8 protein-coding genes are annotated in these 11,683 nt (G+C 66.1%); 2 read left to right on the top strand and 6 right to left on the bottom strand.

Features of this window, described 5'->3' with window-relative positions:
• Nucleotides 1-277: 277 nt before the first annotated feature.
• From AC629_RS31380 to AC629_RS31395, 3 genes are all read right to left on the bottom strand, one after another.
• The gene (locus AC629_RS31380) at nt 278-1,093 is read right to left on the bottom strand and encodes an acyl-CoA thioesterase (protein WP_084808713.1); all 816 of its coding nucleotides are present in this window, start codon (nt 1,091-1,093) and stop codon (nt 278-280) included.
• A gap of 95 nt (nt 1,094-1,188) precedes the next feature.
• Entirely contained in the window at nt 1,189-3,714 is a 2,526-nt protein-coding gene (locus tag AC629_RS31385) for a glycogen/starch/alpha-glucan phosphorylase (protein ID WP_084808708.1), read from the bottom strand.
• Between the two features lie 483 nt (nt 3,715-4,197).
• Complete coding sequence (locus AC629_RS31395; protein WP_084808714.1) at nt 4,198-5,061, bottom strand: LysR family transcriptional regulator; 864 nt, start codon at nt 5,059-5,061, stop codon at nt 4,198-4,200.
• Nucleotides 5,062-5,174: 113 nt separating this feature from the next.
• On the opposite strand from AC629_RS31395, the gene AC629_RS31400 reads away from it, so the two are divergent.
• Nucleotides 5,175-6,083, top strand: a complete 909-nt coding sequence (locus AC629_RS31400; RefSeq protein ID WP_084808709.1) for a DMT family transporter — start codon at nt 5,175-5,177, stop codon at nt 6,081-6,083.
• A 12-nt stretch (nt 6,084-6,095) separates the two neighbouring features.
• Complete coding sequence (locus AC629_RS31405) at nt 6,096-6,869, top strand: MBL fold metallo-hydrolase (RefSeq protein ID WP_084808710.1); 774 nt, start codon at nt 6,096-6,098, stop codon at nt 6,867-6,869.
• A 141-nt stretch (nt 6,870-7,010) separates the two neighbouring features.
• Here AC629_RS31405 and AC629_RS31410 read toward each other — a convergent pair whose 3' ends face one another.
• The 3 genes from AC629_RS31410 to AC629_RS31420 all read right to left on the bottom strand — a co-directional run.
• Complete coding sequence (locus tag AC629_RS31410; protein WP_084808711.1) at nt 7,011-7,781, bottom strand: TIGR02186 family protein; 771 nt, start codon at nt 7,779-7,781, stop codon at nt 7,011-7,013.
• On the bottom strand, nt 7,778-8,695 hold the full coding sequence (locus AC629_RS31415) for a sulfite exporter TauE/SafE family protein (RefSeq protein ID WP_084808712.1): 918 nt from the start codon (nt 8,693-8,695) through the stop codon (nt 7,778-7,780). Before AC629_RS31415 ends, AC629_RS31410 begins: the two co-directional genes overlap by 4 nt.
• Nucleotides 8,696-8,838: 143 nt before the next feature.
• Nucleotides 8,839-11,683 (bottom strand): tetratricopeptide repeat protein (locus tag AC629_RS31420; RefSeq protein WP_084808715.1); only part of this gene is annotated, 2,845 nt, incomplete at its 5' end.

Raw genomic sequence — 11,683 nt, forward strand, 5'->3', positions numbered from 1 at the left:
GCACCGCGGCCCGCATAATCCGCTGAACCGCCGGATACGGACCCGTATGTCCGGTGGTGTGGGAGGGGCGGCGTCGCGAGACGCCCCCCTATCCCGATTGGTATATTGACGCGAACCACACACTCAGTGTCGTCCCCGCGAACGCGGGGACCCATAACCCCAGGGAGAAGTTGTGGTGCGAGGCTGACAACCACGAGTCCTCGCCAAACCACTTCCTGTGTTATGGGTCCCGGATCGGCGCTCCGCTTCGCTGCGCTTGTCCGGGACGACGACGCAGCTACGCCTTGAAATACGCGATTTGCGTCGTGGTCGCGAGCAGGCGGCCGTTCGGCGACCACAGTTCGGCGTTCTGGTCGGCGTAGCTCTTGTGCATGATCTTCGAATCGGCAGTCGCCAGCACGCGGGTGATGTCCTCGGCTGCGAGCTCCACGCTATCAGTGTGGAAATAGGTCGTCAGTGACACCGTGCCGAACGGCACCAGTTCGCGCCGGGCGTGAAAGATGCGGCCGAAGAAGGCGTCCGACATCGACATCAGCGACAGCATGTCGAGCCTGCGCGGCGTGCGGTCGCTGATCCAGAGTTTCGAATAGGTGCTGGCCAGCTCGGCCTGCGGCGGACCGAGCCGCATCTCGCCTTCGACGAAGCGGAATTCATACTGGTTGGCCCAGGACGCCTGGATCTTCGGGAACGGCAGCGTCTGCTCGAATGGCTTTGTGTCCGGACATGTCGCCACCCTGTGCTCCCAGGACGGGCGGCGCTCGGCGAACACAGCGGTGGCGAGTGTCGCGACCTCGCCGCGGCCTTGCGACAGTTCGACGCTCCAGTGCCGGCTGGAGCGGTTGGCCTTCACCAGCCGAACGTCGAGATCGAACGGGCCCTTCGCGATCGGCGCGCAGTAATTGACGGTCAGTGCCAGCGGGTCGCCGGAGGCTTGCGGATGATCGATCAGCGCGCGCAGGATGGTCGCGGCCGTGGCGCCGCCGAACGGGCCGACAAAGGCCCAGTAATCGTCGCTGGTGTGCCCCTGCCAGCTGCTGTCGCCTGCGGTGATGCGGGTGGCGTCGTCGAAGGGATGTGGAAGTTTCGCGTGCATTGGTTTGATCCGGCTTTCAATGACGGACGTCATATCACGTCCGTCGCCGGCTTGTGCAATTACCTCAGGGGTAGCCGATTTCACGTTGCGGAAAATCAGCCGGTCGCGCCGCGCTGGTCCTCCGCCTCCTGGAAGGAGGGCATCATCGGATTCACCGGCACGTTCCAGATCTCCTCGGCATATTCGCGGATGGTGCGATCGGAGGAGAACCACGCCATGCGCGCGACATTGAGGATGGACGCCCGCGTCCAGGCTGGCGCGACCTGCCAGCGTGCATCGATCGCGCGCTGCGTCTCGTAATAGGAATCGAAATCGGCGCTGACCATATAGTGATCGAGATAGCGCAGCGCGTGCGCGATGGATTCGAAGCGGCCGGGATCGCCGGGGGAGAACTCGCCGGCGCCGATCGCATTGATGGCGCGCTGTAGCTTTGGCGAACTGCGGATCACGTCGGAGGCATCGAGCCCCTGCTTGCGGCGGATCATCACGTCGCCGGCCTCCATGCCGAAGATCGCGATGTTCTCCGCGCCGACATGGTCGCGGATCTCGATGTTGGCGCCGTCGAGCGTGCCGATAGTGATGGCGCCGTTGAGCGCCAGCTTCATGTTGCCGGTGCCGGAAGCTTCCATGCCGGCGGTCGAGATCTGCTCGGAGAGGTCGGCCGCGGGAATGATCACTTCGGCAAGACTGACATTGTAGTCCGGCAGGAAGACGACCTTCAGCTTGCCGCCGATCGAAGGATCGTTGTTGACGACCTCGGCGACGTCGTTGATCAGCTTGATGATCAGCTTGGCGTAGCGATAGCTCGCCGCCGCCTTGCCGGCAAAGATCTTCACCCGCGGCACCCAGTTGCCGTTGGGATCGTCCTTGATCGACTGGTACAGCGCGACGGTCTCGATGACGTTGAGGAGCTGGCGCTTGTACTCGTGGATGCGCTTGATCTGCACGTCGAACAGCGCGCTCGGGTCGACCTGGATGCCGAGCCGCTCGACGATCAGGCGCGCGAGCGCGGTCTTGTTGTGATGCTTGACGCTGCGGAACTTCTTCTGGAATTCGACGTCGGAGGCGCGGGCCTCGATCAGGCTGAGCTGGGTCGGATCGTCGAGCACGGCCTCGCCGCAGGTCTCGCGCAACAAATCAGTCAGCTTCGGGTTCGCCAGCATCAGCCAGCGTCGGAAGGTGATGCCGTTGGTCTTGTTGGTGATGCGGCCGGGATAGAGATGGTTGAGATCGTGGAAGACGGTCTCGCGCATCAGGTCCGAATGCATCGCAGAGACGCCGTTGATGCGGTGCGAGCCGACGAAGGCGAGCTGGCCCATGCGCACGCGGCGGCCGCTCTTCTCGTCGATCAGGGAGACCGAGGCGCGGAAGTCGATGTCGCCCGGGCAGCGCGATTCGGCCAGCGCCAGATGCTGCACGTTGATGCGGTAGATGATCTCGAGATGTCGCGGCAGCAGCCGCTCGAACAGTTCGACCGGCCAGCTCTCGAGCGCCTCGGGCAGCAGCGTGTGATTGGTGTAGGAGAGAGTGGCGACCGTGATCTTCCAGGCCTCGTCCCAGCGAAAATTGTGCAGGTCCACGAGGATGCGCATCAGCTCGGTGACGGCGAGGCTCGGATGGGTGTCGTTCAGCTGCACCGCGACCTTGGCCGACAGGCTGCGCAACTGGCCGTCGGATGCAAGATGCCGCTTCACGAGATCCTGCAGCGAGGCCGAGACGAAGAAATATTCCTGTCGCAGCCGCAGCTCGCGGCCGGCCGGGCTCTCGTCGTTCGGATAGAGGAATTTGCAGATCGCTTCGGCGCGCGCCTGCTCGGCGCTGGCGCTGACATAGTCGCCCTTGTTGAAGGCGTCGAGCTTCAGCGGATCGGGCGAGCGTGCCGACCACAGGCGGAGCGCATTGACGTGGTGGCCGCGCCAGCCGACAATCGGCGTGTCATAGGCGATCGCCTGCACGGTCTCACCCGGATGCCAGATCGCGCGGTCGCGGCCCTTGTCGTCAACATGCTCGACGCCGCCGCCGAAATGAATGTCATAGATCACCTCGGGGCGCTGCAATTCCCAGGGATTGCCGAAGCTTAGCCATTCGTCCGGATATTCCTGCTGCCAGCCCTGATTGATGATCTGGCGGAACAGGCCGTAATCGTAGCGGATGCCGTAGCCGATCGCGGGGATCGACAGCGTCGCCATGCTCTCCATGAAGCAGGCGGCAAGCCGCCCCAGGCCGCCATTGCCGAGCGCCGCGTCCGGCTCGCATTTGCGCAGCTCGGGCAGCGAGACGCCGAGATCGCCGAGCGCGACCTCGAAGATCTTCAGCAGCCCCATGTTGTTCAGCGCGTCGGTGAAGAGACGGCCAATCAGGAATTCGAGCGAGAGATAATAGACCCGCTTGCGTCCCGCATCGTAGCTGCGCTTCTCGGCCGTGAGCCAGCGATGCACGATGCGGTCCCGCAGCGCGAGCGCCGCGGCCTGATACCAGTCGTGCCTGGTCGCCATGCCGGCGTCCTTGCCGATGGCAAGGCGCAGCTTCGCCAGGATCGTGCCCTTGATCTCAGCCAGCGCGAGTTCGTCGATCGGCTGCCCGGGGGCGGGAAAACTGGGCTGGGACGATGAATCTTGCAAAGCTGTCACTTCCTGGTCGCGAGAACACTACTCACCCTACGCGCCTTGCCACTGCACCGGAACTGCCGCCGGTGCGGCCGTGCACTGCGCTGGCGTAAATTTATGCAAGGAACGGGCCGGTTTGGGAACCCGGACGGGCACCGAGAAACCTGAATTTGCCGCTAGAATGGCGGCAGATTCAGCCATCAGTGTGGAGGAGACGTCCCATGAGACTGCTGATCGAAATCGCTGCAGCCACCTTTCTCGTCGTCTGTATCACCGCCTCCAGCGCTGCGTTCGCCGCCGCGGCCACGGTGCCGACGGTTTGAGCTGCGGCCTTATTCTTCCACAAGATGCGTCGCCCGCGGCGCGTTGCGCCGCCATCAAGCGCCAATGCGGCGGCAAGTTCTACGCCAATTCGTGCGGGGGGACAGGCTGGTGCCGGCGGCGAATTAAGCGGCACGTCGCTGAAATTCATTGCCGCGTCCTGGCCATCCCGCGAACTCACGCCGCCTTCGCTTGCACTGCATCGCAAAACTCCGCGAGGCGATCCGCAAGCCGAAGCGTTGCCGGGCTCGCCTCCGGCGAGGCCATCAGCGCCATCTCGGTCCGGTTGATCGGCGCAAAGCCGTCCTTCGCGGTCAGCACGCGATGGTCGGACTGGATCGACATCTCCGACATGATGCTCAAGCCCATGCCGGCGGCGACCGCGGCCTGGATGCCGGCAAGGCTCGATGACGAATAGGCCATGTGCCAGGCGCGGCCGGCGCTTTCCAGCGCGTGGATGGCGCCGGCGCGATAGATGCACCCAGGCGGAAAGCCGATCAGCGGTACCGACGACGCGTTGACATCGATCGGATGGCTCTTGCTGGTGACCCAGTGCACCCGCTCGGGCCACACCGCGATCGCGGCCTTCGCGCCGGCCTCGCGCTTGAATAGCGCAAGGTCGAGCTCGCCGCGTTCGAGGTCGCGGGACAGGTTTTTGCTCTGGTCGGCGCGCACATCCAGCCGCAGCGCCGGATGCGAGCGCGAGAACGCACCCAGCAGCTTTGCCAGCCGGTACGCCGCAAAATCTTCGGGGATGCCGAGCCGGATCGCGCCTTCGCTGTCGGGCTCGCGCAACACGTCGCGCGCCTCCTCGGCGAGCGAGAGCAGCCGCCGCGCATAGGACAGCAGCCGCTCGCCGGCTTCGGTCGGACGCACGTCCTTGCCGTCACGGTGCAACAGCACCTGCCCGACGTCTTCCTCAAGCCGCTTGATCTGCTGACTGACGGTCGATTGCGTGCGGTGAACGCGCTCGCCGGCGCGGGTGAAGCCGCCGGCCTCGACCACCGAGACGAAGCTGCGCAGGAGCTCCAGGTCGAGCATGGACGCCTCCATTCGAAAATCCACTGATCCGCATTTAATCATTTAATTTCCAAATGACAAGCAGCGTCCCTAGATCGAGGGCTCAGAAGAATGCCCCCCAAAGGGAAACTGCCATGTCGCTCGCCCCCTCAATGTCCATCCCTCGCAGTCGATTCAACGTGTTGCCGCTCGCTATCGGACTGTTTTGTCTGCTCTGGAGCTACGCCTTCGTCGCCGGCAAGATCGGCGTCACCCATTGCCCGCCGCTGATCCTGCTCGCCGCGCGCTTCTCGCTCGCAGGCATTTTGATCCTCGGCGCCACGCTGATCCGCGGCGACTGGTCCCTGTCGTGGCGCGATGCCGCGATCTTCGCGGTGCTCGGCATCGCCAACAACGCGCTCTATCTCGGGCTCGGCTACACCGGCCTGCAATCGGTCTCCGCCGGCCTCGGCGGCCTGATCGTCTCGGCAAATCCGGTGTTCACCGCCGCGCTCGCGGCGCTCCTGCTCGGCGAAGGCATGACCTGGCGCAAGGCGAGCGGCCTCTCGCTCGGAATCGTCGGCGTGACGCTGATCGTCTGGCACCGCCTTTCAGTCGGCACTGACTCGCTGCACGGCATCATCTTCACGCTGGCCTCGCTGGCCTCGATCGTTGCCGGCACGATCCTGTTCAAGCTGCTCGCGCCGAAGGGAAGCCTGTGGATCGGCAACGGCGTGCAGAACCTCGCGGCCGGCATCGTGCTGACGCCGGTCGCGCTGACCTTTGCCGACGTCCACGCGATCGACTTCACCCCGAGCCTGATCGGCGCATTCGCGTTCCTCGTGCTCGGCGGCTCGATCCTCGCCTACTGGCTCTGGTTTCATCTCCTGAAAGTGTGTGGCGCCACTGCCGCCAGTGCCTATCATTTCCTGATGCCGCCGCTCGGCATACTGTTCGCCTACATCGTGCTCGGCGAACACGTCGAGGCCCGCGATCTGCTCGGGATCATTCCGGTGGCGCTCGGCATTTACCTGGTGACGCGCCCCGCAAAGCCCGTCTCGTAGAGGAGTTCCCTCATGCCCGTTTCCATCACCCTGATCGGCGGCCCCACCGCACTGATCGAGATTGACGGCTTTCGCCTGCTCACCGATCCGACTTTCGACGCGCCCGGCGCCTACCAGCTGCCGCATGTGAAGCTGGAAAAGACCATCGGCCCCGCGATGAAGGCCGACGCGATCGGCCCGGTCGATGCCGTCCTGCTCAGCCACGACCAGCATTCCGACAATCTCGATAATTCCGGCCGCGAGTTCCTGCGCAAGGTGAAGCGCGTGCTGACGACCGAGGCGGGCGCCAAACGCCTCGGCGGCCATGTCGAAGGGCTCGCGCCGTGGGGTACCGCGCGTCTGAAGGACGGCTACGGCAATTCGCTGACGATCACAGCAACGCCGGCGCGTCACGGCCCGGCCGGCATCGAGCCGCTGTCCGGTGACGTCATCGGCTTCGTGGTGTCATCGAGCCGGAAGGACACGCGAGCGGTCTATATCAGCGGCGACACCACCTGGTTCGACGGCGTCGCCGAGGTCGCGCGCCGCTTCAAATGCGGCGTGGTGCTGCCCTTCGCGGGCGCGGCGCAAACGCGCGGACCGTTCCATCTCACCATGGACACCAACGACACCGTCGAGACCGCGCGCGCCTTTCCCGATGCGATGATCGTGCCCCTGCATACCGAAGGCTGGGCGCATTTCCGCCAGAACGGCGAGGATCTGCGCAAAACGTTCGACGTGCTCGGCTTCGGGACGCGGCTGCGCCTGCTGGAGCCGGGCGTGCCGACCGTGATTGAGGCGCCGTGAGGTCGGCCGTCATTCCGGGGCGACGCGAAGCGTCGAGCTATGATGCGCAATTGCGCATCTGAGAATCCATCGTGCCACCGTTGCCGCTGATCAATGGATTCCGGGCTCGCGCCTTGCGCGCCCCGGAATGACAACGCCCCCTCAATCCTTCCGGAACACGATCGACGCCATCCAGCCCGTCATCAGCGCCATTGCCGCGGTGACGAGGCCGTAGATGAGTCCGTGCTGCCGTGCGGTGTTCGCGACGAACTGCTCGAAGCCTACCTTGACGATCTCGAATGCAGTCTCGGTCTTGGTGACCAACGCGCCGTCGGCGAACAATTTGATCTCGATCTGATACGTCCCGATCGGCACCTCCGCCGGCAATGGAATGCCGGTGCGGAACAGCGTCGGCGTCAGGAACGTCACCGCGCTCGCATCCTCGCGATAGAGCCCGCGCTGGGTGCGCAGGCGAATGAAGGCTGAGCGGAACGGGTCGTTCGGCACCACGTCGGCATAGTCGCCGCTGACGCGCTGGGTCAGCAGCACGTTGTTCAGCCCGATCTGCTGCCGGCGCGCGATCTCGGGCGAGGTGATCAGGTCGAACGGGCGGTTGGCGAATAGCGCCAGATAGCTCGGCACCTGCAGGAACTGCCGGTAGTCGGTGTTGATCCAGATGCCGAAGGTGCGCTCCTTGCGCCGCGTCACCATGTCGGCGCGCGGGCCCATCACGGTGACGACGAGATCGTAAACCTTGCGATCTGCGGGCGTGGTGGCGTCCTTCTCCACCGAGCCGAACAGCACCAGCTCCTCACCGGAATAGTTCGGCGTCACCGTGACACGGTGGTTGGAGACCGACACGATCAGCCGCTCGGCGCGTGCGGCTGAGCCAAGCAGCAGGACGAGAAGGGCTGCGAGGAGTGTGCGAATCATCCACTCACCCCCAGCTCGCGGATGGTGAAGAGGTCCTCGGGTTTGATCACCAGCTCGACCGCGAAGCGGACGCCGACCGAGAGGATCAAGAGGCCGAGCAGCAGCCGCAGCTGCTCGCCGCGGATCTTCTGGCCGGCCCGTGCGCCGAACTGCGCGCCGGTAACGCCGCCGACCATCAGGATCAGCGCCAGCACGGCGTCCACCAGGTGATTGGTCATCGCGTGCAGCATGGTCGCGAACAGCATCGTGACGAGGGTGAGCACCATCGAGGTCCCGATCACCGTCGAGGTCGGCACCCGCAACAGATAGATCATGATCGGCACCAGGATGAAGCCGCCGCCGATACCCATGACGGCGCCGATGAAGCCGATCACAATGCCGACGATCACCACGGGGATGACCGAGAGGTAGATCTTCGAGCGCTTGAACCGCATCTTCAGCGGCAGGCCATGGATCCAGTTATGGGTGCGTCGGGGCGGCACCGCACCGCGCCGGGTCCGCATCAGGGCGCGCAGGCCCTCGGAGAACATCAGGCTGCCGACGGTGGTGAGCAGCACGACGTAGGACAGCGCGATCATCAGGTCGAGCTGGCCGAGTGCGCGAAGCTGCGTGAAGGTCCATACCCCGAGCGCCGTGCCGGTCACGCCGCCGCATAACAGCACGCCTGCCAGCGCCGGGTCCATCGCGCGCCGCCGCCAATAAGACAATGCGCCGGAAAAGGAGGAGGCCGCAATGTGGCTCGCGACGGAGGCGACCGCGACCGCCGGCGTGATGCCGATGAAGATCAGGAGCGGCGTCATCAGGAAGCCGCCGCCGATCCCGAACATGCCGGAGACGAAGCCGACCGCCGCGCCCATCGCCAGCACCAGGAAGACGTTGACCGGAAGATCGGCGATCGGGAGATAGAGCTGCATTGAACCACGTGCCAGCGAGACGGATCGATTGCCGCGCCCCTCAATAGCCGAATTCGCCGCCGGGAGGGACCATGAATCGATCCGCCCGTGGCGTTTTTCGCCGCAGGCGGATCAGGGATTTAAAGCGTGATGAACGATCGCGATCAGCGCGCGGCCGAGGCCGAGCGCTTGACCGCAACAGGCTTCGGTGCGGGCTTCGCGCTTTCCTGTGACGCGCTGTCCCAGCCGCCGGAGGGCGCCGTGACATTGACGGCGTCGTCAGGCTGCGGTTCGGCGCTGAAGGTCTGGATCGCGAGCTTGGCGGCGGCGAGCGACTGCGGGTCGAGGCGCTTGGCGACGTCATCGCGCTTGCCGGCCGCATCCGCATCGCCCTGGGCAGCAGCCAAGCTGAACCATTTGTAGGACTCGGCGAGGTTCTGTTCGACGCCGATGCCGCGGGCATAGAGGATGCCGAGGTTGAACTGGCTGTCGGCGACGCCGCGGTCGGCGGCCTTGCGGAACCACTGCGCCGCGCTCTTGTAGTTGGCGCCGCGTCCGCCGCCATCGGCGTCGAGCACCGCGAGATTGTGCATCGCCTTGGCGTTGCCGCGCTCGGCGGCCTGCGTGTAGTAGCGGCGGGCGATGTCGGCGTCCTTCTTCACGCCGAGGCCCTTCTCATAGAGCGTGCCGAGGCGGAAGGTCGCGGGCACGACGCCGGCCTGCGCCGCGCGGTCATACCACTTCGCTGCTTCGTCGTAATTCGCTGCGATGCCCTTGCCCTCGGCAAAGCGCACGCCGATCTCGTAGGCCGCGGTCGCATCGCCTTTCATCGCGGCGGTGCGCAGCACCGGTCCGCCGATTCCGTCAGGCAGCTTTTCGCTCGGCGGCACCTGCACGAGGCCGAGCTTGGCGCGGCTCGTGCCTGACAGCGCGCCGGTGACGTCGCTGCTCGCCGCCGGCGGCGGTGGCGCCGCTGCTGCGGGGGCGGGCGGAATTTCGACCGAAGCCGCGCTGCCCGAGTTGGCCAAGGGAGCGGCCAAGGGAGCGGACATGGGAGCGGCTGTGGGAGCCGGCACGGCATTGTTCTGCGACTGCCGGCCGATCGGCGTCGGCGAGGTCATCGACGGCGTGACCTGCTCGGGCGCGGCGGGCTTGCTCTCGACCGGCGGTGGCGGCGCTTGCGGTGCCCGCTCGCCAGGCGAACTCTCCATCGCCTGCGGCGCCGGCGGCGCGCTGCCGCCATCGAGCAGGTTCATCGCCATCTTGAAGGTGCCGAGCACGATCACGACCACGCTTGCGCCGACCAGCAGCGAGCGGATCTTCGAGGTGAAGGTCGAGCCGCCGTCCTTGCCCTTGTCCTTTGAGCGATCGGCCCCGGCCTTGGCGCCGCGGGTCGGCTTTTCCGGCTGCGCGGCAGCGGCCTGCGCGGCGCGGCGCGCGGCGGCAATGAAGCTCGACGACGACACCGGCTCCTTCGGCGCGGCGGGGATCTCGCTGATCGCGCTTTCGGACGCGGCGATGCGCTCCGATGGCGTGGCGACGCGTCCATTCGGCCGCGTGCCGGGCTCGAGCGGATGATCCGGCGGCAATTCCGGTGCGAGCGCAGCGCGCGCAGGCGCCGCGTGCGGCTCAAGGATTTCGCTGATCGCGCGCGGCGGAGTGGGCGGCGCCATCGGCACCGGCGGCGGGGGCGCGGCCGGTGCGGCGACATGGAATTCGCGCGGTGCGGCGACGAAGGCGGCCTGCGGTGGTTGTTGCGCGGCTGCCGGGTTCGGGAGCTCCGGCTTCGGATCGTAGTTCGGTTGCTGTTGCTGCGGCCGCAGCTCGCGCGCCATTGGCGCGGGCTCCAGAGGCCCGGGCTCCATGAGGGCAGCCATCGGCATCGGCTGGGGCGCGGGGGGTGGCGGTGCCGTGCGCACCGCGCGCAGGTCGCCCTCGATCATGGAGAGGCGATCGACGACATGGCCGAGTGCGTTGTGAACGGCTTCGAGCGAGTCCTGGGTGTGCCGGTTGGTCTCGGCTTGGCTGAAGCGGATGTCGGAGAGCTCGCGCTGCACGAGATCTACCATTCCGGAATCGGAAGGCGGCGCGGAATTGCGGCTCTCGGCCAGCGCGGAATAGGTCGCCTGCTGCCGTTCCAGGTGCCGCAGGATGTCGTGCAGCCCGTCCTCGACGCGGCTCAGATTGCTGTTGCGCGGATCGGAGGCGGATTCGATCCGCTCCAGCAGGTACGAGACCCGCTGTTCGAGATGCGCGAAGGTCGAAGCGGAGTCGTTGCCGACCTGCATGCGGTCGAAACGGTCAGACAGCGCGCGGATCGCGGCTTCCAGATGTTCGGTGTTCTCGGCAGGCGCCGGCCGCTCGCGTGTTTCCAGCGCGGCGGTGAGCGCCGCGATGCGCTGCTCCAGCACCGCAAAGCTGTCGCTGTGGCCCGAAGAGCGGGTGACCTGGTCGACCTTTGACGACAGCAGCTGCACGTCGTCGGAGAGCCGGACCAGCGCCTCGTTAGACGCGACATTGGAGACGATGGCGCGGAGTGCCGAGATCGCGTCCTCGAGCTGGCGCACCGTCGAGGGATCGTCATTGGCGCGCAGGATCAGATCGAGCTTGGCGCCGAGATTGCGGATCGCTTCGTCATAGCCGGTGAGCTGCTCGGCCGGCGTCAGCGTGCGCAGCACCTGCTTGATGTCGGACAGCGCGTGCTCGATGCCGGACAGGACCTGGCCGTCGGTGCCGGACGAGCGGGTCTCGTCGATGCGACGGTGCAGCGAGCGGATCTCGTTCTCGATCGATTCGATCGCGCGCCGCGGCATCGCCTCGGTGATGGCGTGACGGATCTCGGCAAGCTCGCCGCGAAAGGCGGCGATCGCCTGCTCGGTATTGTCAGGACGCTGCAGCGATTCGATCTGGCTCGTGATCTTGAGCAGGTGGCGCTCGAGCGACGAGAAATCGGGCCCCGGCTGCGGTGGCGGCGGAGCATAGGCAGGCGCGGGCGGCGCCATCGGGTCC

The sequence above is a fragment of the Bradyrhizobium sp. NAS80.1 genome, assembly GCF_001908205.1.
Taxonomy (GTDB): Bacteria; Pseudomonadota; Alphaproteobacteria; order Rhizobiales; family Xanthobacteraceae; genus Bradyrhizobium.

Coding starts and splice junctions, on each gene's coding strand:
- AC629_RS31410 (WP_084808711.1), bottom strand. CDS start 7,781: ATGATTCGCACACTCCTCGCAGCCCTTCTCGTCCTGCTGCTTGGCTCA.
- AC629_RS31380 (WP_084808713.1), bottom strand. CDS start 1,093: ATGCACGCGAAACTTCCACATCCCTTCGACGACGCCACCCGCATCACC.
- AC629_RS31395 (WP_084808714.1), bottom strand. CDS start 5,061: ATGCTCGACCTGGAGCTCCTGCGCAGCTTCGTCTCGGTGGTCGAGGCC.
- AC629_RS31405 (WP_084808710.1), top strand. CDS start 6,096: ATGCCCGTTTCCATCACCCTGATCGGCGGCCCCACCGCACTGATCGAG.
- AC629_RS31415 (WP_084808712.1), bottom strand. CDS start 8,695: ATGCAGCTCTATCTCCCGATCGCCGATCTTCCGGTCAACGTCTTCCTG.
- AC629_RS31400 (WP_084808709.1), top strand. CDS start 5,175: ATGTCGCTCGCCCCCTCAATGTCCATCCCTCGCAGTCGATTCAACGTG.